Source organism: Stenotrophomonas sp. YIM B13575, from assembly GCF_042787595.1.
Lineage (GTDB): Bacteria > Pseudomonadota > Gammaproteobacteria > Xanthomonadales > Xanthomonadaceae > Stenotrophomonas > Stenotrophomonas lactitubi_B.
Window position 1 is genome coordinate 19,628 of sequence record NZ_JBHZOP010000047.1, and the last position, 26,295, is coordinate 45,922.

The 26,295-nt window shown below is 65.9% G+C and carries 17 protein-coding genes; 11 read left to right on the forward strand and 6 right to left on the reverse strand.

What is annotated here, in order from left to right:
• Genes ACFX4F_RS08760 through ACFX4F_RS08780 form a run of 5 tightly spaced genes read left to right on the forward strand, consistent with a single transcriptional unit; the run spans nucleotide 1 to nucleotide 5,064 of the window.
• On the forward strand, nucleotides 1-1,368 hold the full coding sequence (locus ACFX4F_RS08760) for an FAD-dependent oxidoreductase (RefSeq protein WP_380654208.1): 1,368 nt from the start codon (nucleotides 1-3) through the stop codon (nucleotides 1,366-1,368).
• Nucleotides 1,368-2,807, forward strand: coding sequence for an exodeoxyribonuclease I (gene sbcB, locus ACFX4F_RS08765; RefSeq protein WP_099820773.1), 1,440 nt, complete (start codon nucleotides 1,368-1,370; stop codon nucleotides 2,805-2,807). Before ACFX4F_RS08760 ends, sbcB begins: the two co-directional genes overlap by 1 nt.
• Nucleotides 2,804-3,490: a DUF2461 domain-containing protein gene (locus ACFX4F_RS08770; protein WP_099820774.1), complete on the forward strand. Its 687-nt coding sequence runs from the start codon at nucleotides 2,804-2,806 to the stop codon at nucleotides 3,488-3,490. The genes sbcB and ACFX4F_RS08770 overlap by 4 nt, the downstream gene beginning before the upstream one ends.
• Nucleotides 3,490-4,470, forward strand: a complete 981-nt coding sequence (locus ACFX4F_RS08775; RefSeq protein ID WP_380654213.1) for an aldo/keto reductase — start codon at nucleotides 3,490-3,492, stop codon at nucleotides 4,468-4,470. Before ACFX4F_RS08770 ends, ACFX4F_RS08775 begins: the two co-directional genes overlap by 1 nt.
• A 42-nt stretch (nucleotides 4,471-4,512) precedes the next feature.
• The gene (locus ACFX4F_RS08780; protein ID WP_380654216.1) at nucleotides 4,513-5,064 is read left to right on the forward strand and encodes a DUF2939 domain-containing protein; all 552 of its coding nucleotides are present in this window, start codon (nucleotides 4,513-4,515) and stop codon (nucleotides 5,062-5,064) included.
• An 82-nt stretch (nucleotides 5,065-5,146) separates the two neighbouring features.
• On the opposite strand, the gene ACFX4F_RS08785 is transcribed toward ACFX4F_RS08780, so the two are convergent.
• The 3 genes from ACFX4F_RS08785 to ACFX4F_RS08795 all read right to left on the reverse strand — a co-directional run bounded on the left by ACFX4F_RS08785 (nucleotide 5,147) and on the right by ACFX4F_RS08795 (nucleotide 12,096).
• On the reverse strand, nucleotides 5,147-6,091 hold the full coding sequence (locus ACFX4F_RS08785; protein ID WP_033831508.1) for a 5'-nucleotidase: 945 nt from the start codon (nucleotides 6,089-6,091) through the stop codon (nucleotides 5,147-5,149).
• A 46-nt stretch (nucleotides 6,092-6,137) separates the two neighbouring features.
• Nucleotides 6,138-6,911 (reverse strand): NAD kinase, encoded by a 774-nt coding sequence (locus ACFX4F_RS08790; protein ID WP_089236114.1) that lies wholly within the window; start codon nucleotides 6,909-6,911, stop codon nucleotides 6,138-6,140.
• Between the two features lie 208 nt (nucleotides 6,912-7,119).
• Nucleotides 7,120-12,096: an NAD-glutamate dehydrogenase gene (locus tag ACFX4F_RS08795; RefSeq protein ID WP_380654221.1), complete on the reverse strand. Its 4,977-nt coding sequence runs from the start codon at nucleotides 12,094-12,096 to the stop codon at nucleotides 7,120-7,122.
• Between the two features lie 250 nt (nucleotides 12,097-12,346).
• Between ACFX4F_RS08795 and ACFX4F_RS08800 the strand changes: the two genes are divergently transcribed.
• Genes ACFX4F_RS08800 through ACFX4F_RS08810 form a run of 3 tightly spaced genes read left to right on the forward strand, consistent with a single transcriptional unit; the run spans nucleotide 12,347 to nucleotide 17,456 of the window.
• Complete coding sequence (locus ACFX4F_RS08800; protein WP_025876846.1) at nucleotides 12,347-13,003, forward strand: TetR/AcrR family transcriptional regulator; 657 nt, start codon at nucleotides 12,347-12,349, stop codon at nucleotides 13,001-13,003.
• Entirely contained in the window at nucleotides 13,003-14,268 is a 1,266-nt protein-coding gene (locus ACFX4F_RS08805) for an efflux RND transporter periplasmic adaptor subunit (RefSeq protein ID WP_380654224.1), read from the forward strand. The genes ACFX4F_RS08800 and ACFX4F_RS08805 overlap by 1 nt, the downstream gene beginning before the upstream one ends.
• 14 nt (nucleotides 14,269-14,282) lie before the next feature.
• Nucleotides 14,283-17,456 carry a multidrug efflux RND transporter permease subunit gene (locus ACFX4F_RS08810; RefSeq protein ID WP_025876842.1) on the forward strand — a complete coding sequence of 1,058 codons (3,174 nt, stop codon included), beginning with the start codon at nucleotides 14,283-14,285 and terminating at the stop codon, nucleotides 17,454-17,456.
• A 157-nt stretch (nucleotides 17,457-17,613) separates the two neighbouring features.
• Here ACFX4F_RS08810 and ACFX4F_RS08815 read toward each other — a convergent pair whose 3' ends face one another.
• Complete coding sequence (locus ACFX4F_RS08815) at nucleotides 17,614-17,901, reverse strand: hypothetical protein (RefSeq protein WP_236512460.1); 288 nt, start codon at nucleotides 17,899-17,901, stop codon at nucleotides 17,614-17,616.
• Between the two features lie 145 nt (nucleotides 17,902-18,046).
• Entirely contained in the window at nucleotides 18,047-19,195 is a 1,149-nt protein-coding gene (locus ACFX4F_RS08820; RefSeq protein ID WP_265952562.1) for an acyl-CoA dehydrogenase family protein, read from the reverse strand.
• A 162-nt stretch (nucleotides 19,196-19,357) separates the two neighbouring features.
• Between ACFX4F_RS08820 and ACFX4F_RS08825 the strand changes: the two genes are divergently transcribed.
• Genes ACFX4F_RS08825 through metH form a run of 3 tightly spaced genes read left to right on the forward strand, consistent with a single transcriptional unit; the run spans nucleotide 19,358 to nucleotide 24,131 of the window.
• Nucleotides 19,358-20,287: a metalloregulator ArsR/SmtB family transcription factor gene (locus tag ACFX4F_RS08825; RefSeq protein ID WP_089236121.1), complete on the forward strand. Its 930-nt coding sequence runs from the start codon at nucleotides 19,358-19,360 to the stop codon at nucleotides 20,285-20,287.
• A gap of 7 nt (nucleotides 20,288-20,294) precedes the next feature.
• Nucleotides 20,295-21,389, forward strand: a complete 1,095-nt coding sequence (locus ACFX4F_RS08830) for a homocysteine S-methyltransferase family protein (protein ID WP_380654230.1) — start codon at nucleotides 20,295-20,297, stop codon at nucleotides 21,387-21,389.
• Between the two features lie 57 nt (nucleotides 21,390-21,446).
• Nucleotides 21,447-24,131, forward strand: a complete 2,685-nt coding sequence (gene metH / locus ACFX4F_RS08835; protein ID WP_380654234.1) for a methionine synthase — start codon at nucleotides 21,447-21,449, stop codon at nucleotides 24,129-24,131.
• A 71-nt stretch (nucleotides 24,132-24,202) separates the two neighbouring features.
• Here metH and ACFX4F_RS08840 read toward each other — a convergent pair whose 3' ends face one another.
• On the reverse strand, nucleotides 24,203-26,275 hold the full coding sequence (locus ACFX4F_RS08840; protein ID WP_380654237.1) for an acyltransferase family protein: 2,073 nt from the start codon (nucleotides 26,273-26,275) through the stop codon (nucleotides 24,203-24,205).
• Between the last annotated feature and the right edge of the window lie 20 nt (nucleotides 26,276-26,295).

The following is a 26,295-nucleotide window of genomic DNA, read 5'->3' on the forward strand; positions in this document are numbered from 1 at the left end:
TTGATCGCACATGCATCCCGCTCGCTGAGCATTGTCGGCGCCGGCCTGGCCGGATCCCTGCTGGCCATCCTGCTGTCACGGCAGGGCTGGCGCATCACCCTGTACGAACGCCGTGGCGATCCACGCATCGCCGATTACGAAAGCGGCCGCTCGATCAACCTGGCCCTGGCCGAGCGCGGACGCAACGCGTTGCGCCAGGCCGGCGTGGAAGAGGAAGTGATGGCACGCGCGGTGATGATGCGCGGGCGCATGGTGCATCCGCGCGACGGCGCGCCGCAACTGCAGCGCTACGGTCGCGACGACAGCGAAGTGATCTGGTCGATCCATCGCAGCGACCTCAACACCACACTGCTGGAACTGGCCGAGCAGGCTGGTGCCACCGTGCATTTCCACCGGCGCCTGCACACGGTCGATTTCGATGCAGGCTACGCGCGCTTCATCGATGATCGTGACGACAGTCCGCACGATATCCGCTTCGATACGCTGGTGGGTGCCGACGGCGCAGGCTCGGCGCTGCGTGCAGCGATGAACCGGCGCGAACCGCTGGGCGAGGACATTGCCTTCCTCGACCATTCCTACAAGGAACTGGAGATCCCGCCCACCGACGATGGCGGCTTCCGTATCGAGCGCAATGCGCTGCACATCTGGCCGCGTGGCCACTACATGTGCATCGCCCTGCCCAACCACGAGGGCACGTTCACCGTCACCCTGTTCCTGCCCAACCAGGGCGATCCGAGCTTCGCTACGGTCAACACCGGCGCCCAGGCGGAAGCACTGTTCGCGCGCGAGTTCGCCGATACCCTGCCGCTGATTCCCAACCTGCGTGCGGACTGGGAGCAGCATCCGCCGGGCCTGCTCGGCACGCTCACCCTGGAACGCTGGCACCAGCAGGACCGCGCCGTGCTGATCGGCGATGCTGCGCACGCGATGGTGCCGTTCCACGGCCAGGGCATGAACTGTGCGTTCGAGGACTGCGTGGCACTGGCCCGCCATCTGATGGAGGCGGACGACCTGCAGGGTGCGTTCGCGGCGTTCGAAGCCGAACGCAAACCGAACGCGCGTGCGATCCAGCAGATGGCGCTGGAGAACTATCTGGAAATGCGCGACCGGGTGGCCGATCCGGCCTTCCTGCTGCAGCGTGAGCTGGAACAGGAGCTGCAGCAGCGCTGGCCGACGCGCTTCGTGCCGCACTACACGATGGTGACCTTCCTGCACACGCCCTATGCCGAGGCACTGCGCCGCACCGACATCCAGCGCGAGATGCTGATCACCGCCACCGCTGGCCACGATACGCTGGACAACATCGAATGGAATGCACTGGAGGCGCAGATCCATGCGCGGCTGCCGGTGCTGGAGGGCGCGCACTGATGGCCGACAGCTTCCTGTTCTACGATCTGGAAACCTTCGGCCAGGATCCGCGCCGTACCCGCATCGCCCAGTACGCGGCGATCCGCACCGACAGCGATCTCAATGAAATCGACACGCCGGTCAGCTTCTTTGTTCGCCCGGCCGACGATCTGCTGCCCTCGCCGATGGCCACGATGGTCACCGGCATCACCCCGCAGCAGGCGCTGGCCGAAGGCATCAGCGAAGCCGAAGCATTCGATCGCATCAACGAGCAGCTGTCGCGCCCCGGCACCTGCGCGCTGGGTTACAACACCCTGCGCTTCGACGACGAGTTCATCCGCTACGGCCTGTTCCGCAACTTCCACGACCCGTACGAACGCGAGTGGCGCAACGGTAATTCGCGCTGGGACCTGCTGGACATGCTGCGGCTGATGCATGCCATCCGTCCGGAGGGCATCCACTGGCCCAAGCGCGAGGACGGCGCCACGTCGTTCAAACTCGAACACCTGGCCGAGGCCAATGGCGTGCGCGAAGGCGATGCCCACGAAGCACTGTCGGACGTGCGCGCCACGATCGGCATGGCGCGCCTGTTCAAGCAGTCGCAGCCGCGCCTGTGGGACTACGCGTTGAAGCTGCGCGACAAGCGTTTCGTCGGCAGCCTGCTCGACATCACCGCGTTGAAGCCGGTGCTGCACATTTCCATGCGCTATCCGGCCAGTCGCCTGTGCGCGGCGCCGGTGCTGACGCTGGCGGTACATCCGACCATCAACAACAGGGTGATCGTGTTCGACCTCGATGGCGACATCGATGACCTGTTGGAACTACCCGCCGAGGTGATCGCCCAGCGCCTGTACCTGCGTGCCAGCGAACTGCCCGAAGGCGTCGCCCGGGTACCGCTGAAGGAAGTACACCTGAACAAGGTGCCGGCGCTGGTCGCCTGGAACCACCTGCGCGCCGATGACCACGCACGACTCGGATTGGACGTGGCGGCGATCGAAGCCAAGGTCGAACGACTGCGCGCGTTTGCTCCACAGCTGGCCGAGAAGGCGCGCCAGGTCTACAACCAGCCGCGCGCGGCGAGCGTGTCCGATGTGGACGCTTCGCTGTACGACGGCTTCCTCGGTGCCGGTGACAAACCGCTGCTGGCACTGGCACGGACCACGCCGGCCGAGCAGCTGGCAGCGCTGGAAGGCCGCTTCCGCGATCCGCGCCTGCCCGAACTGCTGTTCCGCTATCGCGCCCGCAATCATCCCGGCAGCCTCGCACCGGAAGAGCACGAGCGCTGGAAGGCCTATCGCCGCCAGCGCCTGTTCGGCGAGGAAGGCCTGGGCGAACTCAACCTGGCCCAGTACCAGCAGCAGCTCGACGCGCTGGCGGCCGACGCACCCGACGACGCCCGCCGCGCCGCGCTGCTGCAATCGCTGCGTGACTGGGGCCAGCACCTGCAGGAGGACCTGTGAGCACCTATTTCTCCGATGCCAGTTTCAAGTTCCTGCGCAGCCTGGCGCTGCACAACGACAAGACCTGGTTCAACGACCATCGCCAGCAGTATGAAGACCACGTTCGGCAGCCGTTCCTGCGCCTGCTGGGTGACCTGCAGCCGGCGCTGACCGAGGTCAGCGACCACTTCCGCGCAGACACCCGTGGCGTGGGCGGTTCGTTGTTCCGCATCCACCGCGATGCGCGCTTCTCCCATGACAAGTCGCCGTACAAAACCTGGCAGGGTGCACGCCTGTTCCATGAGCGCCGCCGCGAAGTGGCTGCACCCTCGTTCTACGTGCACCTGCAACCGGGCGAGAGCTTCGTCGGCGCCGGGCTGTGGCATCCCGAACCGGATACCCAGCGCCGCGTCCGCCACTTCATCCTCGACAACCCCGGCAGCTGGAAGGCAGCCGCGCATGCACCGGCGCTGCGCAAGCGTTTCGACTTCGAGGAAACCGAGAAGCTGGTGCGCCCGCCCCGTGGTTTTCCGGCCGACTTCGAATTCATCGATGACCTCAAGCACCGCAACTGGGTGATGTGGCGTTCGCTGGACGATGCCACGATGACCGGCCCGCGCCTGCTGTCCACGCTCGGCAAGGACCTGGCGGCGCTGGGCCCGTTCGTCGACTACCTGTGCGCTGCGTTGGATCTGGAGTTCTGATGGGACTGGCGCGACAACGTCGCACGCTGGGCCGCACGGACCTGGCCGTTTCGCCGATCGGCCTGGGCTGTTCCGGTTTCTGGGGACACCACCGTTTCTCCGAGGCGACGGCAGCCGATGTGGTCGAGCACGCACTGGCACATGGCGTAAACCTGCTCGATACCGGCCACAACTACTCGGGCTTCCATGCTGAGCCACGTCTGGGCCGGATCCTGCGTCCCCTGCTGGCGCGCTATCCGCGCCATTCACTGGTCATCTCCAGCAAGGGCGGCACGCTGACCGGCCAGGCCGGCATCAGCGGCGCCGAGCAGCGCAACTTCTCGGCCGTGGCGATCACCGCCAGCTGCGAGGCCTCGCTGCGCAATCTCGGCCTTGATTATCTCGATATCTATCAGTTGCACGGTGCCAGCGAGCACGACATCAACGACGACCTGCTGGCCGCCCTGCAGCGCCTGCGGGAACGCGGTCTGATCCGGCACACCGGCATCAACACGCATTCCGCATCGACATTACGCTGGATGATCGCCAACCCGACGCTCTTCGACGTGGCTCTACTTGACTACAACGCCCTCCAGCAGGACCGCGAGCCCCTGATCGACCAGCTGCAGGCAGTCGGCATCGGTGTGCTGGCGGGTACGGTGCTGGCACAGGGACATCTCCTGCCCGCCCGGCCACGCCTGCCACGCCTGGCCGACGCCTGGTACCTGGCCCGCGCCTGGCTCAAGCCGAGCAGTCGTCAATTGATGCGCAGCGCACGCCAGATGCGCAGGGCGGTAGCGGCGATCCACAGCCAGCGTCCCGCCCAGACCGCCTTCGCCTATGCGCTGGGCCATCCTGGCGTGGCCAGCGGCATCCTCGGCACCACCCGCATCCAGAGCCTGGACGAAGTACTGGCCACGCAACTGGACGCATTGACCGTGGCCGAACGCCAGCTGCTGATCGACGCATTCGGAGATGGCCGCGGCTCGCCCAGTCATTGAGTCTTCACCCGGTACTGCCGCAGTTGCGGCAGTCTGTGCGGCATGAAGAAACTCATTGCGCTCGTAATCCTGCTGGTCATGGGCGTGGCCGCCTGGTGGTTCGGCGGCCCCTACCTGACCGTGCATGGCCTGTCCAAGACCATCGAACAACGCGACACCGCGCGCCTGGAACGCTACGTGGATTTCCCACGCGTGCGCACCAGCCTGCGCGCCCAGCTCAATGATTACCTGGTGCGCCAGGCCGGCCCCGAGGTGGCTGCCAGCCCCTTCGGCGCGCTGCTGTACGGGTTGGGCGACCAACTGGGCGGCGCCGCGGTGGACACCATGGTCACCCCCACCGGCATCGGCGCGATGCTGCAGGGCCACGTGCTGTGGAAGCGCGGCCGCAATGAACTGCAGGGTGGCGATGCCTTCGGCACGACCGAACCGGCGCGACCGCTGAAGAACGCCGAACACCACTTCGAAGCGCTGGACCGCTTCGTGGTCGACGTCGATCGCGGCCCCGGCCAGCCACCGTTGAAGGTAGTGCTGGAACCGCAGGGCCTGCGCTGGAAAGTGGTGGACCTGCAGTTGGGGATGTCGGGAAGCCCGTAGCCCCGCTCTGGTAGACGCCCACCTTGGTGGGCGCCGATGTATGGCAGTGCCAACCAACGGTTGGCACGCACCGGCCATGGTTTCAGCCCTCGTTGGCTACACCATGCGGCACATGGCCGGCCGCCACGTGTTCACGCGCACTGTCGATGTTGTGCTGCGAATCGTCGAAGAAGATATCGGCACCGAACGCCTGCAGGAACGGACCCTTGTGCCGACCACCGAGGAACAGCGCCTCGTCCAGGCGTACGCCCCATTCGCGCAGGGTGCGGATCACCCGCTCGTGCGCCGGTGCCGAACGCGCGGTCACCAGCGCCGTGCGGATGGGCGCGCTGTCGCCAGCCGGGAATACTTCCTGCAAGGTGTGCAGCGCCGAGAGGAAACCACGGAACGGACCGCCACTGAGTGGCTCGCGTGCACGTTCGCGTTCGTGCCGGCCGAAGGCTTCCACGCCCTGCTCGCGCGAGATGCGCTCGCTCTCATCACCGAAGATCACCGCATCACCATCGAAGGCGATGCGCAGCTGCCCGGCCGGGCGGGTGATGTCGATCTGGTCGGCGGCAGCGGCAGCGGTCTCGCCCGGCGGCTTGGGCAGGATGGTCGCCGCGGCGATGCCATGGCGCAGCGCGCTGCGCACCGATTCCGGGTTGGCCGACAGGAACAGGTCGGTGCCGAACGGCTTCACGTACGGCCACGTCGGCTCACCGGCGGTGAAGGTCGCGCGGATGATGCCCAGCCCGTAGTGCTGGATGGAATTGAAGATGCGCAGGCCGGTATCGGCCGAGTTGCGCGACAGCAGGATCACTTCCACGCGCGGGTTCTCGGGGCTGGCGCCCTGGTTCAGCGCCAGCAGTTTGCGCACCACCGGGAAGGCCACGCCCGGCCCGAGGATGTCGTCCTCGTGCTGGCGCTGGTACTCGGCATAGGCGGCCACGCCATCGCTCTCGAACAGCGCATGGCTTTCTTCCAGGTCGAACAGCGCACGCGAGGTCACCGCGACGGTCAGCAAACGGGGGGAGTTGTCGCCCATCGGTGGGGTCCTTCAAGCGGTCGGCAGGGCCGGCCGCCTATTGTCGTCAAAAAACGAACTGTTCGCTCAGGATCCGGTCTTCCAGGTTGTGCTCCGGGTCGAACAGCAGGGTCACCCGGTGCTCACGCGACTCACGGATCGTCACTTCGACCACGTCACGGGTCTCGTGCGAATCGGCGGTGACGCTGACCGGACGCTTGTAGGGATCGAGCACGCGGAAGCGCACTTCGGTGTCGGCCTTGAGGATGGCGCCGCGCCAGCGCCGCGGGCGATACGGGGCCAGCGGCGTCAGGGCGATGGTGTGCGAGCCCAGCGGCAGCACCGGTCCATGCGCCGAGTAGTTGTAGGCGGTGCTTCCGGCCGGGGTTGCCACCAGCACACCATCACCGATCAGTTCGCCCACCCGCTCCTGGCCATTGAGGTCGATGCCGATATGCGCCGCCTGCCGGGTCTGCCGCAGCAGCGAGACGTCGTTGTAGGCCAGCGACCCGGTGGTGGTGCCCGATTCGGTCAGCGCCACCATTTCCAGCGGGCGCAGGTGGGCCGGCTCGGCGCGAGCGATACGCGCGTGCACGTCGTCGTCGCCACGGTACTGGTTCATCAGGAAACCCACTGTGCCCAGCTTCATGCCGAATACCGGTTTGCCCAGGTGTCCGTGCCGATGCAGGGTCTGCAGCATGAAGCCATCGCCACCGAGCGGACACAGCACGTCGGCCTGGTCGGGCGCGTGGTCGCCATAGCGCGAGACCATCGCTGCGCGGGCCATCTGCGCCGGTTCGGTGGTACTGGCCAGGAAAGCGATGCGGGGGGTGTCGCTCATCGGTGGATCCGGGGAGGTTTGATGGAGAGCATAACCGAGCGCCGGGAGTTGGACCCCGCGGGGCGGATGACCGGCATATCCACCTGGCAGATTCACGGCCGGCGTCGGGTCAGGTGGTCGCAAAGGTCAAGGGCAGAAACAGAACGGCCCCGCTTTCGCGGGGCCGTTCCGGTTCACGCATGCCAGGCATGGCCTGGCACTACATCACTTACGCGCCGTGGGCGGCGAGCTGACCCAGGCGCTGCACTGCGACCGAAACGGTCGGGTAGTCCAGGGTCTTCTGCTCGGCCAGTTCGGCCAGCATCGCCAGGGTGAAGCGCAGGCTGCTGTCGTCACGACCGATCCATGCGGCCACCTTGGCTTCAGCGGTGCTGCCCTTGGTGGCCAGCACCTGGCCAGCCAGGCTGCGGTGGTGTGCGGCCAGTTCGTCGCGCAGCACGCCACGTGCCACCGCGTGCCAGCGGCCGTTGACCTCCAGCGCGTCGATCTGCTCGAACAGCCACGGCAGCTGCAGGGCGTCGCCCAGGCGGAAGTGGATCTTGGAGACATCCACCGGCTTCAGCTTGCGGGTACGGGCCAGTTCGATGATGTCGAACGCCGGCTCCAGGAAGTGCAGTTCGGCCAGCTGCTGTGCCAGTGCCGACGGCAGGCCCTTTTCCTTCCACTCGGCCACCAGGGCTTCGTAGGTCGGACGCTGCGAATCCGGCAGCACACCCGAAGCAACACGGATGTCGTTGAACGGACCCTGGTAGCGGTTGACCGCCTCGGTGATGCCCGGCATCGGGCCCGGACGCGACAGCAGCCAGCGCACGAACGAACGCTGCAGCTTCCAGATCACTTCCAGCGCATCGATCTGCACCGACTCCGGCAGGGTGCCGTCGAGGGCGTCGATCTGCGCCCACAGCGCGCGTGCATCCAGCGTTTCGCGGCTGATGGTGTAGGCCTTGGCGACCTCGGCGATGGTGCGGCCGGTGTCTTCCTGCATGCGCATCAGGAACGTGGCGCCCATGCGGTTGATGGTCTGGTTGGTCACGGCCGTGGCGATGATTTCGCGCTTCAGGCGGTGACGCTCCATCGCGTCGGCGTACTTCTTCTGCAGCGGGGTCGGGAAGTAGCGCTGCAGTTCCTTGGACAGGTACGGATCTTCCGGGATGTCCGAATCCAGCAGCTGGGCGAACGCCACCAGCTTGGAATAGGACAGCAGCACCGACAGTTCCGGACGGGTCAGGCCCTGGCCGCGCGCCTTGCGCTGGGACAGCTCGGCATCGGACGGCAGGAACTCGATCTGGCGATCCAGCAGGCCCTGCTGTTCCAGCGTACGGATGAAGTGCTGCTTGGAACCCAGGCGCTTGACCGCCATCCGCTCCATCAGGCTCAGCGCCTGGTTCTGGCGGTAGTTGTCGTTGAGCACCAGCGCAGCGACTTCGTCGGTCATCGACGCCAGCAGCTTGTTGCGCTGCTCGACGGTCAGCTTCTTGGCCCGCACCACATCGTTGAGCAGGATCTTGATGTTGACTTCATGGTCGGAGGTATCCACACCGGCCGAGTTGTCGATGAAGTCGGTGTTGAGCAGCACGCCGGCCTGGGCGGCTTCGATGCGGCCCAGCTGGGTCATGCCCAGGTTGCCGCCCTCGCCCACCACCTTGCAGCGCAGCTCGCCACCGTTCACGCGCAGGGCGTTGTTGGCGCGGTCGCCGACATCGCTGTGCTGCTCGCTTGCGGCCTTGACGTAGGTACCGATGCCGCCGTTCCACAGCAGGTCGACCGGCGCCTTCAGGATCGCGCTCATCAGGTCATTCGGCGACAGCGCCTTGACGCTCTCGTCCAGGCCCAGCACCTCACGCACCTGCGGGGTGATCTCGATCGACTTCAGGCTGCGCGGATACACGCCGCCGCCCTTGCTGATCAGCTTGGCGTCGTAGTCCGCCCAGCTCGAACGCGGCACGGTGAACAGACGCTCACGTTCGACGAACGTGGTCGCTGCATCCGGGTTCGGGTCCAGGAAGATGTGGCGGTGGTCGAACGCAGCGACCAGGCGGATGTGGCGCGACAACAGCATGCCGTTGCCGAACACGTCGCCGGACATGTCGCCGACGCCGACCGCGGTGAAGTCCTGGGTCTGGCTGTCACGGCCCAGTGCACGGAAGTGGCGCTTGACCGACTCCCATGCGCCGCGCGCGGTGATACCCATGCCCTTGTGGTCGTAGCCGACCGAACCACCGGAGGCGAACGCATCGCCCATCCAGAAGCCGTGCGCGATGGCCAGGCCGTTAGCGATGTCGGAGAAGGTCGCGGTGCCCTTGTCGGCGGCCACCACCAGGTACGGATCGTCCATGTCGTGGCGCACGACATCCACCGGCGGCACGATCTTGTTGTTGACGATGTTGTCGGTGATGTCCAGCAGGCCCTGGATGAACAGCTTGTAGCAGGCCACACCGTTGGCGAAGATCGCATCGCGATCGCCGTTCACCGGCGGCATCTTGGCGAAGAAGCCACCCTTCGCGCCGACCGGCACGATGACGGTGTTCTTGACCATCTGCGCCTTGACCAGGCCCAGCACTTCGGTACGGAAGTCTTCGCGACGATCCGACCAGCGCAGGCCGCCACGGGCGACGGCACCGAAGCGCAGGTGGGTACCTTCCACGCGCGGGCCGTACACGAAGATTTCGCGGTACGGGCGCGGCTTCGGCAGATCCGGCACCAGGGCCGAATCGAACTTGAAGCTGATGACATGGCCGTGCTGGCCGTTGCCATCGGTCTGGTAATAGCTGGTGCGCAGGGTCGCATCGATCACGCCCATGAAGGAACGCAGGATGCGGTCCTCGTCCAGGCTCGACACGCGGTCCATCAGCTTCAGCAGCGCTTCGCGCGCGGCCTGCATCTGCGCATCGCGGTCACCCTTGCGGGCGTCGACCACGGTCTTGAGCACCTTCAGGGTGGCCTCGTCGCCGGCAGCCAGCACGTCGAGGTGGGCCTTCAGCTGGGCCTGGCCGGTGGCGATGTCTTCCTTGCTTTCATGACCGGTGGCCGGATCGAAGCGGGCTTCGAACAGTTCGACCAGCAGGCGTGCCAGCAGCGGGTAGCGGGTGAAGGTACCTTCCACGTACGCCTGCGAGAACGGCACGCCGGTCTGCAGCAGGTACTTGCAGTAGCCGCGCAGCATGGCGACCTGGCGCCAGTGCAGGCCGGCCGCCAGCACCAGGCGGTTGAAGCCATCGTTCTCGGCATCGCCGTGCCACACGCGGGCGAAGGTCTCACCGAAGGCTTCGTCGACACTGGCCGCATCGATCGCACCAGCGGTCGATTCGACCTCGAAGTCCTGCACGTACACCGGCGCGTTGTCCACCGACAGGCGGTACGGACGCTCGGCGATCACGCGCAGGCCCATGTTTTCCATCATCGGCAGCGCGTCCGACAGCGGGATGTCATCCAGCTGGCGGTACAGCTTCAGGCGCAGGCCATCGCCGGATTCGCGCGGCACGGCCTGCAGGCTCAGGCGCAGGTCGTCCGGGCCGGTCAGCGCATCGAGCTGGCTGACATCGTTGGCGGCAACGGCGGTGCTGTTGTCTTCGATGTAACCGGCCGGCAGCGCCTTGCCGATACGCGCAGCAATGCGCAGGCCTTCGGCTTCGCCATGGCGGGTGACCAGCGCTTCGCGCAGATCGTCCTGCCAGTTGCGCAGCACCTGGGCCAGCTTCTGCTCCAGTTCGGCGGTATCGACGTCGAGCATTTCGCCCGGCTTCGGACGCACGATCAGGTGCACCTGGGCCAACGGCGATTCACCCAGCACCACCGAGCTGTCCACGTACTCGCCGTGCAGTGCTTCCTTGAGCATCGCTTCGATGCGCAGGCGCACGTCGGTGTTGAAACGCTCGCGCGGCAGGTAGACCAGCGCGGAAATGAAACGGCTGTACTTGTCGCGACGCAGGAACAGGCGGCTGCGCACACGCTCCTGCAGGCCCAGCACGCCCATCGCGGTGCGGAACAGTTCGTCCTCGCTGGACTGGAACAGTTCTTCGCGCGGCAGGGTTTCCAGGATGTGACGCAGGGCCTTGCCGCTATGGCTGGAGCCGGCCAGGCCGGACTGCTTCATCACGTGTTCGTAGCGCTGCCGCACCAGCGGGATTTCCCACGGGCGGCGGTTGTAGGCGCTGGAGGTGAACAGGCCGAGGAAGCGCTGTTCGCCGATGATCTTGCCCTTGGCGTCGAATTCCAGCACGCCGATGTAGTCCATGTAGCCGGCGCGGTGCACGCGCGAACGGGCATTGGTCTTGGTCAGGATCAGCGCGTCCTTCAACCCGGACGTGGTGTTCAGACCCTGGGCGGCCAGGGTCTTGACCGGACGTGCGGCCGACTTGTCCTTGCCGCGCATCAGGCCCAGGCCGGTGTCGTTCAGCGGTGCCAGTACGTCTTCCTTGCCCTGCTTCTCGACGCGGTACTCGCGGTAGCCGAAGAAGGTGAAGTGGTTGTCGGCGGCCCAGCGCAGGAATTCCTGTGCTTCCTTGCGCGAGGCAGCGTCGACGGGCAGCTGGCGGCTGCCGAGGTCGTCGGCCAGCGCCAGCGCCTTGTCCTGCATCGGCTGCCAGTCGCGCACGATGGCGCGCACTTCATCCAGCGCCTTGTTGATGGCCTGCTCGATGTCTGCCATGGCTTCGGCCGGCTGGCGGTCGATCTCCAGCAGCATCACCGATTCCAGCGGACCCTCGCCGACCTTGGTCAGCTTGCCGGCCTTGTCACGGGTGAAATGCAGCACCGGGTGGCCCAGCACATGCACGCCAACGCCATGCTCGGCCAGCGACATGGTCACGGTGTCGACCAGGAACGGCATGTCGTCGTTGATGATCTGCAGCACGGTGTGCGGCGATTCCCAACCGTTGGCCTTCACCGTCGGGTTGAAGACGCGGACGTTGGCCTTGCCGGACTTGCGGGCGCGGGCGAATTCCAGCGTTTCGGCAGCAAGCGCGGCCCATTCCTCAGCGCTGTGATGGGGAAACTCGTCGGCCTCCATGCGCTTGTAGAAGCTGGAGGCAAATGCCACTGCCTCGGCCTGAGCGGCCGCGGGGTAACGCTTGCGCAAGGCCGTGTACACCGGCTCCAGGGAGAAACCAGCGGTCACTGCGACCTCCGACTCAACTGGTTTGCTTTTGTTTTTCACGGTCTTGGCTGCGGTTTTTTGCGGTTTCATGGCAGAGCGGCGCGCTTGCTCAGTTGGGAAAATGAAATTGTAGCCCTACCGCACGAAAAGGCCTTGCTGCAGGACGGAATAACCAGATTCGGGTTTGCTGCGGTTTAGACGCCCTATTCAGTTCGCACCGGTATGGGCATCGCGGTCGCACAGCGTTGCCGACAGGATCGGCAAAACGTGTTACCGGAAGACACATGCGGCAACATCGGCGCGATTCCACAATCCTGAACTGGACGGTATAGTCCACCGCGTGAATCCGGCCTACCTTCCTGTCGCCCTCGACGCGCGTGATGAGCGCGTGTTCGATGCCGTGCGCGAACTGCTTGCCCAGCAGGGCATGCAGATGAGCATGGACGCGGTCGCCCAGCACGCCGGGTGTTCAAAGCAGACCCTGTACTCGCGCTACGGCAACAAGCAGGCCCTGCTGCGGCGGGTGATGCAGCGCCACGTCGGTCACGCGACCGGGGCCATGCTGCGTGCACTCCGCGGTGACGACCTGCGTGGCAGCCTGCTGCAGTTCGCCACCGACTTCCTGGAGCACTTCAACCAGCCCCACGTCGGTCAGGCCTGCCGCCTGATCGCCGCCGATGCAGCACAGTTTCCCGAAGAGGCGCGTACGCTGTACCGGCATGGCGCCGGCGCGCTGACGCTTCATCTTGCTGAATGGATTGAAACCGTTTGCAGTCGCGGTCTGCTGCGGCATGACGACCCGCACTTCATGGCCGAACTGCTGCTGAGCATGATCGCCGGTCAGGATTTCGACAAACAGCGCTTCCATACCCCCCATCGTGATGACGCTGCGTTGCGTCGGCGCTGGGCAGAGTTCTCCGTCGATGGCTTTCTGCGCGCGTTCGCGCCGCAGCCCTCGCCGGCCCCGTCTTCAAACCAACCCCGGAGTTCCTCCTGATGACCGCCCCACTCCGCACCCTTGCCTTGACGTGCGCCGTTGCTGTCGCCGTAGCTGCCTGCAAGAAGCCGGAACAGCCGACGCCCCCACCGCCGGAGGTGGGCGTGATCGACGCCAAGCCGCAGACCCTGCCGCTGCAGCGCGAGCTGGTCGGTCGCCTGTCGCCGTTCCGCAGCGCCGATGTGCGCGCCCGCGTACCTGGCGTGCTGCTCAAGCGCGTCTATCAGGAAGGCAGCGAGGTCAAGCAGGGCCAGACCCTGTTCCTGATCGATCCGGCACCGCTGCGCGCCTCGCTCAGCGCCTCCGAAGCCCAGCTGGCTTCGGCCCGCGCGACCTACGCCAATGCCAAGGTCGCCGCTGACCGCGCCCGTTCGCTGGCACCGCAGAAGTTCGTGTCCAAGGCCGACCTGGACAACGCCGAGTCGGCCGAGCGCACTGCGCTGGCCGCGGTCAAGCAGGCCGAAGCCTCGGTGACCAGCAGCCGCATCAGCCTGGGCTACACCAACGTCACCGCCCCGATCAGCGGCGTGGCCAACAAGCAGCAGGTCACCGAAGGCGCGCTGGTCGGCCAGGGCGATGTGACCCTGCTGACCACCGTGGACCAGCTCGACCCGCTGTACGTGAACTTCTCGCTGAGCGTGGATGAACTGACCCAGCTGCGTGCGCAGCAGGCCAAGGGCACGCTGGCCCTGTCCGGCGACGGCAAGGCCACGGTCAACGTCAAGCTGGCCGACGGCAGCACCTACAGCGAACCGGGCACGCTGGACTTCTCCTCGACCACGGTCGACCCGGCCACCGGCGCGGTGTCGCTGCGTGCGGTGCTGCCGAACCCGCAGAAGATCCTGCTGCCGGGCGCCTTCGTCAGCTTCCAGGCCAACCTGGGCGAGCGCAACAACGCCTACCTGGTGCCGCAGCAGGCGCTGCTGCGTGACACCACCGGCGGCTATGTGATGGTGGTCGGCGCCGACGGCAAGGTTGTCCGCAAGAACGTCAAGACCGATGGCGCGCAGAACGGCAACTGGCTGGTCAGCGAAGGCCTGGCCGCCGGTGACAAGGTGGTCGTCGCCGGCGTACAGAAGGTCAAGGAGGGTACGCCGGCCACGGCCAAGCCGTGGACCCCGGGCCAGGACGCCAACGGCAAGCCTGCCGCCGGCGCTGCTGCTCCGGGCGCGGCTGCTGCGGCTCCGGCCGACGCCAAGGCACCGGCCAAGGCTGACCAGGCCGACCAGGCCGAGCCGGCCGCCACCGAATCGAACAAGCAGTAACGGGACCTTCCGTCATGCCTAAATTTTTCATTGAACATCCAGTCTTCGCCTGGGTGGTGGCGATCCTGATCTCGCTCAGCGGCGTGATCGCGATCCTCAACCTCGGCGTAGAGTCCTACCCCAACATCGCCCCGCCGCAGGTGACCGTCTCGGCCACCTACCCGGGCGCGAGCGCGGACACCACGGAGAAGTCGGTCACCCAGGTGATCGAGCAGCAGCTGACCGGTATCGATCACCTGCTGTACTTCAGCTCCTCGTCCGCGTCCAACGGCCGCGCCTCGATCACCCTAACCTTCGAGACCGGTACCGATCCGGACATCGCCCAGGTGCAGGTGCAGAACAAGGTCTCGCTGGCCACGCCGCGACTGCCTTCGGAAGTCACCCAGCAGGGCGTGGTGGTGGCCAAGGCCAACGCCGGCTTCCTGATGGTGGTGGCGCTGCAGTCCGATACGCCGACCATCAACCGTGACGCGCTGAACGACATCGTCGGCTCGCGCGTGCTCGACCAGGTCTCGCGCATCCCCGGCGTCGGCAGCACCCAGCAGTTCGGTTCCGAGTACGCCATGAACATCTGGCTCAACCCGGAAAAGATGCAGGGCTATGGCCTGTCGGCCAGCCAGGTGCTGGCGGCGGTACGTGCGCAGAACGTGCAGTTCGCCGCCGGTGCACTGGGCTCCGACCCGTCGCCGGAAGGCCAGCACTTCACCGCCACGGTATCGGCCGAAGGCCGCTTCAGCTCGCCGCAGGAGTTCGAGAACATCATCCTGCGGGCCAACGCTGATGGCTCGCGCGTACTGTTGAAGGACATCGCCCGCGTTGCCTTCGGTGCCAACAACTATGGCTTCGATACCCAGTACAACGGCAAGCCCACCGGCGCCTTCGCGATCCAGCTGCTGCCGGGCGCCAACGCCCTGAACGTGGCCGAGGCCGTGCGCGGCAAGATGGACGAGCTGCAGCCCAGCTTCCCGGCTGGCGTCACCTGGTTCTCGCCGTACGACAGCACCACCTTCGTCAAGATCTCGATCCAGGAAGTGGTCAAGACCCTGTTCGAAGCCGTGTTGCTGGTGTTCCTGGTGATGCTGATCTTCCTGCAGAACTTCCGCGCCACCCTGATCCCGACCCTGGTCATCCCGGTGGCCCTGCTGGGTACGTTCCTGGGCATGTGGATGATCGGCTTCACGATCAACCAGCTGACCCTGTTCGCGATGGTGCTGGCGATCGGCATCGTGGTCGATGACGCGATCGTGGTGATCGAGAACGTCGAACGCATCATGACCGAGGAAGGCCTGGCGCCGAAGCCGGCCACGCAGAAGGCGATGACCCAGATCACCGGCGCGGTGGTGGCGATCACTGTGGTGCTGGCGGCGGTGTTCATCCCCTCGGCCCTGCAGGGCGGTGCGGCCGGTGAGATCTACAAGCAGTTCGCCCTGACCATCGCCATCTCGATGGCGTTCTCGGCGTTCCTGGCACTGGGCTTCACCCCGGCGCTGTGCGCGACGTTCCTCAAGCCGACGCACAACGACAACCCGAACATCGTCTACCGCACCTTCAACAAGTACTACGACAAGATCAGCCACACCTACGTGGGCCACATCACCTCCGCGGTGCGCCATGCCCCGCGCTGGATGATCCTGTTCGTGGTGCTGACCGCGCTGTGCGGCTTCCTGTTCACCCGCATGCCGGGCAGCTTCCTGCCTGAAGAAGACCAGGGCTATGCACTGGCGATCGTGCAGTTGCCGCCGGGCTCGACCAAAAGCCAGACCAACGAAGCGTTCGCACAGATGCGCGGCATCCTGGAAAAGCAGGATGGCTATGAAGGCATGCTGCAGGTGGCCGGCTTCAGCTTCGTCGGCTCCGGCGAGAACGTGGGCATGGGCTTCATCCGCCTGAAGCCGTGGGAAGAGCGCAAGTTCACTGCTCCGGAATTCATCCAGAACATGAACGGCGCGTTCTACGGCATCAAGGAAGCGCAGATCTTCGTGGTCAACCTGCCGACCGTGCAGGGCCTTGGCCAGTTCGGTGGCTTCGATATGTGGCTGCAGGACCGTAGTGGTGCCGGTTACGAGCAGCTGACCCAGGCCCGCAACATCCTGCTCGGCCAGGCCGCGCAGAAGCCGGACCATCTGGTGGGTGTGCGCCCGAACGGCCTGGAAAACGCCCCGCAGCTGCAGTTGCACGTGGACCGCGTGCAGGCGCAGTCGATGGGCATGTCGGTGTCGGACGTGTACAGCACCATCCAGCTGATGCTGGCCCCGGTGTACGTCAACGACTTCTTCTACGAAGGCCGCATCAAGCGCGTGACCATGCAGGCCGATGGTCCGTACCGCACCGGCCAGGAATCGCTGAAGAGCTTCTACAGCCCGTCCAGCCTGACCACCAATGCCGATGGCACCAACGCGATGATCCCGTTGAGCACGGTGGTCAAGTCCGAATGGGTCTCGGCACCGCCCTCGCTGAGCCGCTACAACGGCTACTCGGCGATCAACATCGTCGGTTCGCAGGCACCGGGCACCAGCTCGGGTGAAGCGATGCAGACCATGGAAGGCATCGTCAACGACGACCTGCCGGCGGGCTTCGGCTACGACTGGTCAGGCCTGTCCTACCAGGAAATCCTGGCCGGCAACGCGGCGACGCTGCTGCTGGTGCTGTCCATCGTGGTGGTGTTCCTGTGCCTGGCCGCGCTGTATGAAAGCTGGTCGATCCCGGTGGCGGTGCTGCTGGTGGTACCGCTCGGCGTGCTGGGTGCACTCGCCCTGTCGATGATGCGCGGCCTGCCGAACGATCTGTTCTTCAAGATCGGCCTGATCACCGTGATCGGCCTGGCCGCGAAGAACGCGATCCTGATCGTGGAGTTCGCGGTGGAGCAGCGTGCGGCGGGCAAGACCCTGCGCGATGCCACCATCGAAGCGGCGCGCCTGCGATTCCGCCCGATCCTGATGACGTCCTTCGCGTTCATCATGGGCGTGATCCCGATGGCGATCTCCACCGGTGCCGGCGCCAACTCGCGTCACGCCATCGGCACCGGCGTGATCGGCGGCATGCTGTTCGCCACCCTGCTCGGCCTGCTGATGATCCCGGTGTTCTTCGTGGTCGTGCGGCGCATGCTGGGCGACAAACTGGATGAACCGTCGAAGGAATTCCTCGGCCGCCAGCGTGATGCGGAATCCGCCCACCGCCCGGATCGTTGATCTGTCGGTGAGTTGCTGAAATGAAAAAAGCCCCGGAGCGATCCGGGGCTTTTTTCTTTGCTGCTTTTGAATCCATGCCAACCAAGGTTGGCATCTACCAAAGCAGCGGCATGCCCGGTAGTCGCCAACCTTGGTTGGCGCTCTCCAGGGCGACGTGTCAGCGCAGCAGCGCGATCACCACGCACACAGCCACGAGAATCAGCGCAGCCCACTGCATCGGCACGAAGAAGAAATGATGGCGCGCGGCCTCACCCTTCTGCCGGGGCACACGGTTCAGCCACAGGCCCAGCAGCATGTTCACTGCCGCACCGATGCCACCGCCCAGCAGCACCTGCTGCAGCGGAATGTTGCCCTTGGGGCCGTCGTGCGGGAAGAAGTACGCCAGCAACAGGATGCCTGCGATCGGCGTCACCAGCGTCATGAAGCCCCAGCCGCGGTAGATCATGCGGTATCTCCAGAAAAACGATCCGCATTACAGCAGCATGGATCCTGGCAGGCCAGAGGCGGGTACGCCACTTGGACACAACGCCATCCACGCGTGGCGTGGATCTACGGCCGCGCCGCCATTGCAGCGGCGCGGCCGTTGGTGATCAACGCAGCCCGGTCTCGTTGCGGGCGATCACCAGGCGCTGGATCTCCGAGGTGCCTTCGTAGATCTCGGTGATCTTGGCATCACGGAAGTAGCGCTCCAGCGGCATTTCCTTGGAATAGCCCATGCCGCCATGGATCTGCACGGCCTGGTGGGTGATCCACATCGCCGCTTCCGAAGCAGTCAGCTTGGCGATGGCCGCCTCGTTGCTGAAGCGCTTGCCCTCGCCCTTCACCCAGGCCGCACGCAGGGTCAGCAGCAGCGCCGCGTCCAGTTTGCACTTCATGTCGGCGATCTTCGCCTGGGTCATCTGGAAGGTACCGATGGCCGCACCGAAGGCCTTGCGGTCCTTCACGTACTCCAGGGTCGCTTCATAGGCGGCACGCGCAATGCCGATCGCCTGCGAGGCGATGCCGATGCGGCCGGCGTCGAGCACGCCCATGGCGATCTTGAAGCCCTCGCCTTCCTGGCCCAGCACGTCTTCCGGCTGCGCCACGTAGTCGTTGAACTCGATCTCGCAGGTGGCCGAGGCACGGATGCCCAGCTTCGGTTCGGTCTTGCCGCGACCGAAACCGGCCTTGTCGGTGTCGATCATGAACGCCGTGATGCCGCGCGCGCCCTTGTCAGGCTCGCTCATCGCGAACAGCACGATGTACTTGGCCACCGGGCCCGAAGTGATCCAGCTCTTCTTGCCGTTGATCACGTAGCTGCCGTCGGCCTGCTTGATCGCACGGCAACGCATCGCGGTGGCGTCCGAACCCGACTGCGGCTCGGTCAGCGCGAAAGCACCGATGGCCTCGCCCTCGGCGATGGCGCGCACGTATTTCTGCTTCTGCGCTTCACTGCCATGGGTCAGGATGCCATTGCAGAACAGCGAATTGTTGACCGACATGATGGTCGAATGCGCAGCATCACCGGCGGCGACCTCCACCATCGCCAGCACGTACGCGATCGGGTCCATGCCTGCGCCACCATACTCGGACGGCACTTCGATGCCCATCAGGCCGTTCTCGCCCAGCAGGCGGATGTTGTCCAGCGGGAACTCGCCCGTACGGTCATGGTGTTCCGCACTCGGGGCGATCTTTTCCTGCGCGATGCGACGCGCCACGTCCTGCAGCATCAACTGCTCTTCGGTAAAGCTGAAATCCACAACACCCTCCCGGGTACATGATGTTATGGGCGCGCAGCGCGCGCCCAGGTGCCCCGATTGTACCGGGGCCGCGCATCGGCGGCTGACTGACTGGGAGCTGCGACTTGACCACAAGGGGGATGGTCGGCGAATATATCTCTATATCGCGATAGGTAGATGTTTATGGACCTGGAAGACTGGTCGACCCGCCTGAAGGTGTTCGCCGACGCTACCCGTGTGCGCCTGCTGGCGCTGCTGGAGCAGGAGGAGCTGACCGTGGCCGAGCTCTCGGCCATCACCCGGCTGGCGCAGCCGCGGGTGTCCACTCATCTGGCGCGCCTGAAGGAAGCCGGCCTGGTGCGCGACCGCCGGGCGGGCGTGTCGGCCTATTACCGCTTCGACGAGGCCCAGCTGGACCCGGCGCAGCGTGCATTGTGGCATGCCCTGAGCAACGGAAGCGACGACCCCTTGCTGCGCCAGGACGCTGAGCGGGTTGCTGCGGTGCTCGCCCACCGCGCTTCCGACCAGAACTGGGCCGACAGCGTGGCCGGTGACATGGAACGCCACTATTCCCCGGGTCGCACCTGGGAAGCGCTGGCGCGCACCGCGCTGCCGTTGCTGGAAACCGGCGACGTGCTGGATATCGCCTCCGGTGATGGTGTGCTGGCCGAACTGGTCGCCCCGCACGCCCGGCGCTACGTCTGTATCGACACCAGCGCACGTGTGGTGGCTGCCGCCAGCGAACGCCTGCGCCGCCTGCCCAATGTGGAAGTGCGCGAGGGTGACATGCATGCCCTGCCCTTCAAGGACCGCAGCTTCGACCTGGTCGTGCTGATGCACGCACTGACCTACGCCAGCAAGCCGGCGCAGGCGGTCACCGAAGCCGCGCGCGTGCTGCGCCCGGGCGGTCGCCTGCTGCTGTGCAGCCTGGCCCGCCACGAGCACAAGGCCGCGGTCGATGCCTATGGCCACGTCAACCTCGGCTTCAGCGACAAGGAACTGAAGAAGTTCGTCGACAAGGCCGGCCTGCAGGTCTCCAACCTGGAAACGGTCACTCGCGAAAAGCGCCCGCCGCATTTCGAAGTGATTTCGCTGATTGCCAACAAGCCCTGAGGTCGACATGCCCGCCCTGCCCTGGCTGCACCCGGAACGTGTGGAATCGCTGCTCGCTGCCCTGCGTGATCGCATCCTGATCATCGACGGCGCGATGGGCACGATGATCCAGCGCCACGGCCTGCAGGAAGACGACTACCGGGGCGAGCGCTTCGCCGGCGGTTACGACCACGCCCATGGCCCCGGCTGCGACCACGGCGGCACACCGGAAGGCCACGACCTGAAGGGCAACAACGATCTGTTGCTGCTGACCCGGCCAGAGGTCATCGCCAGCATCCACACCGCCTACCTGCAAGCGGGCGCGGACCTGGTGGAAACCAACACCTTCAACGCCACCTCGGTCAGCCAGGCCGACTACCACCTCGAACACCTGGTGTACGAGCTGAACAAGGCGGGCGCTGCCGTTGCCCGTGCCTGTTGTGATGCGGTGGCGGCGACCACGCCGGGCAAGCCGCGCTTCGTCATCGGCGTACTCGGCCCGACCAGCCGCACCGCCTCGATCAGCCCCGACGTCAACGATCCGGGCTTCCGCAACACCAGTTTCGATGAGCTGCGCGGCACCTACCGCGAAGCCATCGATGGCCTGATCGATGGTGGTGCCGACACGATCATGGTCGAGACCATCTTCGATACGCTCAATGCCAAGGCCGCGCTGTATGCCATCGAGGAAGCCTTCGATGGACGTGGCGCGCGACTGCCGATCATGATTTCCGGCACCATCACCGATGCCTCCGGGCGCACCCTGTCCGGGCAGACCGCCGAGGCCTTCCAGGCCTCGCTGGCGCATGCACGGCCGTTGTCGATCGGCCTGAACTGCGCGCTCGGCGCCGATGCCATGCGCCCGCATGTGGAAACCCTGTCGCAGGTGTCGGACTGCTACGTCAGCGCCCATCCCAATGCCGGCCTGCCCAATGCGTTCGGTGAGTACGACGAAACACCCGAGGAAATGGCGGCCACCCTGCGCGGCTTTGCCGAAGATGGCCTGCTGAACCTGGTCGGCGGCTGCTGCGGCTCCACCCCGGACCACATCCGCGCGATCGCGCTGGCGATGGCCGGGCTGCCGCCGCGCGCCCTGCCGGCCGCCCAGGTCCAGGCCGCATGAGCAGCACTGCCACCGCCATCCACCTTCCGCCCTGTTGCCGCTGAGCCGCCGCCCGCCATGACACCTGTCCGCCCTACCCGCCTGTCCGGCCTGGAACCGCTGGTCATCACGCCGGACCTGCTGTTCGTCAACGTCGGTGAACGCACCAACGTCACCGGCAGTGCGCAGTTCCGCAAGCTGATCAAGGAGGGCCGTTACGAAGAAGCGGTGGACGTGGCCCGGCAGCAGGTGGCCAGCGGCGCACAGATCCTCGACGTCAACATGGACGAGGGCCTGATCGATTCGGAAGCGGCGATGACCCGCTACCTCAACCTGATCATGTCCGAGCCGGACATCGCCCGGATTCCGGTGATGGTCGATTCCTCCAAATGGAGCGTGATCGAGGCTGGCCTGAAATGCCTGCAGGGCAAGAGCGTGGTCAATTCGATCTCGCTGAAGGAAGGCGAGGACCTGTTCCGCGAGCATGCGCGCAAGGTACTGCGCTATGGCGCCGCCGCGGTGGTGATGGCCTTCGATGAGACCGGGCAGGCCGACACCTGCGCGCGCAAGGTCGAAATCTGCACCCGCGCCTATCGCCTGCTGGTCGATGAAATCGGCTTCCCGCCGCAGGACATCATCTTCGACCCGAACATCTTCGCCGTCGCCACCGGCATTGAAGAGCATGACAACTATGCGGTCGACTTCATCGAAGCCACCCGCATCATCAAGCAGACGCTGCCGCACTGCCATGTGTCCGGCGGCGTGTCGAATGTTTCGTTCTCGTTCCGTGGCAACGAGACCGTGCGCCAGGCGATCCACTCGGTGTTCCTGTACCACGCGATCGCTGCGGGCATGGACATGGGCATCGTCAACGCCGGCGCGATGCCGATCTATGACGAACTGGAACCGGACCTGCGCGAGCGCGTGGAAGACGTGATCCTCAACCGCCGCCGTGATGCCACCGAGCGCCTGCTTGAAATCGCCGAGCGCTACAAGGGCAGCAAGGGCGCGGCGAAGACCGAAGACCTGGCCTGGCGCGAGAAGCCGGTGGACGCACGCTTGGCGCATGCGCTGGTGCATGGCCTGGACGCGTGGGTGGAAGCCGATACCGAAGAAGCCCGGCAGCGCTCCAGCCGTCCACTGGACGTGATCGAAGGCCCGCTGATGGATGGCATGAACGTGGTCGGCGATCTGTTCGGTGCCGGCAAGATGTTCCTGCCGCAGGTGGTGAAGTCCGCACGCGTGATGAAGAAGGCGGTGGCCTACCTGCTGCCCTACATCGAGGCCGAGAAGGCACGCAGCGGCGACACCGCCCGCAGCAATGGCAGGATCATCATGGCCACGGTCAAGGGCGATGTGCACGACATCGGCAAGAACATCGTCGGCGTGGTCCTGGCCTGCAACAACTTCGAGGTGATCGATCTCGGTGTGATGGTACCGGCGCAGAAGATCCTCGATGCCGCGCGCGAGCACCACGCCGACATCATCGGCCTGTCCGGCCTGATCACGCCGTCGCTGGAGGAAATGAGCCATGTCGCCCGTGAGATGCAGCGACAAGGCTTCGATCTGCCACTGATGATCGGCGGCGCGACCACCTCACGTGCGCACACCGCGCTGAAGATCGACCCGCATTACAAAGCGCCGACGGTCTGGGTGAAGGATGCTTCGCGCGCCGTGGGCGTGGCACAGTCGCTGATCTCACGCGAGCTGCGCGATGCGTTCGTCGCTGCCAACGAGGCCGACTACGCCGAGATCCGTACCCGCCATCGCAACCGCGGCGACGCCAAGCGCCTGGTCTCGCTGGAGCATGCACGCGGCCAGAAATTCAAGTGCGACTGGGAGGCGTACACGCCACCCGCACCGAAGCAGCCGGGCCTGCATGTATTCGATGACTACCCGCTGGCCGAGCTGGTGCCCTACATCGATTGGACGCCGTTCTTTCAGGCGTGGGAACTGGCTGGCAAGTACCCGGCGATCCTCACCGACGAGATCGTCGGCACCCAGGCCAGCGAGCTGTACCAGGACGCGCGCGCGATGCTCGACCGCATCGTCAACGAGAAGTGGCTGCAGGCCAAGGCCGTGTTCGGCCTGTGGCCGGCCAACAGCATCGGCGATGACGTGCGTGTGCAGCATCCCGATGGCCAGACCACCCTGCACTTCCTGCGGCAGCAGGTGGACAAGCCGGCCGAACGCCCGGATTTCTGCCTGGCCGATTTCATCGCCCCGGCCGACAGCGGCAAGCAGGATTGGATCGGTGCCTTCGCGGTGACCGCCGGCATCGGCATCGACGCGCACGTGGCCCGTTTCGAGGCCGACCATGACGACTACAACGCGATCCTGCTGAAGGCGCTCGCCGACCGTTTTGCCGAAGCACTGGCCGAACGCCTGCACCAGCGCGTACGCACCGGATTCTGGGGCTACGACCACGCCGAAACACTCGACAACGAAGCGCTGATCGACGAGAAATATCGCGGCATCCGCCCAGCGCCCGGCTACCCCGCCTGCCCCGAACACAGTGAAAAGCGCCGATTGTTCGACCTGCTGGGCGCGGAAACCAACGCCGACATGCAACTGACCGAGAGCTTCGCGATGCTGCCGACCGCGGCGGTGTCGGGCTATTACTTCAGCCACCCGCAGAGCCAGTATTTCGTGGTCGGGCGGCTGGGGCGCGAGCAGGTGGCTGACTACGCACGCCGCAAGGGTGTGGACCGCGCCCAGGCCGAACGCTGGCTGGCGTCCAACCTCGACTACGACCCGGAATGATCCGCTGACAGGGCTGGCTTGGTGCTACCCCTGCCCGCGAAGGCTCCGGAAGGGCCGGGTCACGCCCGGTTTCACGGTTGCAGAAGCACCTGCCGCAGCGACGGCAACAGCATGCGATTGCCGTATGCGCTGAGGTGGTCGCCATCGAAGTACAGCGGCCTGCCCTCCCGCTGCGCCGGGCACTGGTTGGCATCGCACAGCACCGGCAATGGGTCCCACAGCACCGCACCGGGCAGGCCATCGACCACCTGCCGCAGGCTGCCCAGCATGGGCGCACGCAGGGTGTCCATGGCCACGCGGGTGCTGTCCATACCATTTCGGCAGACCTCGTTGCGCGCATTGAAGCGGTCCGAACAGCGATAGGGCGGCGCCGGAAGCACTGGCTTGGGTGCTTCCAGCACGATCCGCACACCGCGCTCGGCCAACGGCTTCCACTGCGTGATCGACTCGGCCACTTCCGTCTCGCGTCCGGCGGTGGCTTCCGGTGTCAGTTCACCGGCCAGCTGCGCCTGCGCATCGAACAATACGAACTGGTCGGACAGGCGCGGGATCCGCAATGACACCAGCACCACCACATCACCGGGCTGCGCCCGCTGCGTGATGTCGGCCAGCACGGCCGCATCGAACGCCGCGCAGCCAGCGCCGGCGCCTCGCCACTTCTGCAGGCTGATCTGCGGGCAGCCGCCACGGCCATACAGCGATACCTGCGTCCCGGTATCCAGAGCCAGTCGCTGCAGCAGTTCGATATAGGCCATGGCGTGCGAATCACCGGCAACGAACACCTGCGCCGGCACGCCTGCAACCACCGGGCGGCTGCATTGGCCGCGGGCGAAGGTGCGTGCACTGCCCCCTTCGAAACGGTGCTTGCCGACGTCCAGCGCGCAGTCCGGGTAGTCGTGGGCCACGCTCTTGCCATTGGGGTACCAATCGGCGGGATGTCGACTCACCGTGCTCAACGAAAGCAGCGGCGCCTGCGCGTACAGCAGCATCTGCATGCCACCTGCAAGCAGCAGCATCACTCCACCGGTGCCTACCCAGCGTGCGGACGTCAGGCGCTGCGCGAGCGGTCCACGGAACGGTCGTTCCACCCAGCGCCAGGACAGCCAGGACAACACCACCACCAGTCCGACAGCGGCGGCCATCTGCGCCGGCGTCTGCAGGCCAACGGTCCAGCGCATCAGCACGAACACCGGCCAATGCCACAGGTACAGCGAATAGGAAAGCAGGCCGATGCGGCGCATCGGCGAACTGGCCAGAAGACGGCCGATCCACGCCTGCGGGTGATGATGGAGGGACCACAGCAGGCCGGCGGTGGCGAAGGCCGGCAGCAGGCCGTCGGGCCACGGCGAGTGGCCGGCGCGCGCTGACCACAGGGCCCATCCCAGCAGCGCCAGCGACAACGTGGCCAGCAGCGAGAACAATGGCGCACTGCGTTTTGCCGGTAGCCCCGTCAACGCAATGTGCGGTTCGCGCACATGCAGCAGCTGGAACAGCAGCACGCCCACGCCCAGCTGCCACAGACGGGTACTGGTGGCATAGAACGCCCACGGCGGCGGCGCCTCGCGCATGCCCAGCGCGGCGGCATGCAACAGCGACGCCACGCTGACCAGCGCAAACAGCCCCAGGCTGATCCGGCGCCCGTGCCGGCCGCGCGCCCAGGCCAGGAACAGCAACGGGAACAGCAGGTAAAACTGCTCTTCCACGCCCAGCGACCAGGTATGGGTATACGGATTGAACTCGGCCCTGGGCGCGAAATAGTCGTTGCCGATGGCCGCCAGCACCCAGTTGCTGAAACCGAAGAAGGCCATCAAACCGGTCTTGTCGCTGGCCTCGCTGAGCCAGGATTCGGGGATGAACAACACGCTTGCCACGGCGGTCAGCAGCAGGCAGGTCAGCAGCGCCGGGGCGATGCGGCGGATGCGGCGCGCATAGAAGCGCAGCATCGACTGCCCCAGCGAAAGCGCCGGCAACCGATGTACGGACGCGCTGACCACGAAACCGGAGATGACGAAGAACACGTCAACGCCGGTAAACCCGCCCGGCAGCCAGGCCGGGTCCAGGTGGAACACGATGACGGCCAGCACGGCGATCGCACGCAGGCCGTCGATGTGCGGCACGTAGCCGCGGCTTGGATCAACGGTCATCCCTACCCTCGCGGCCGCGA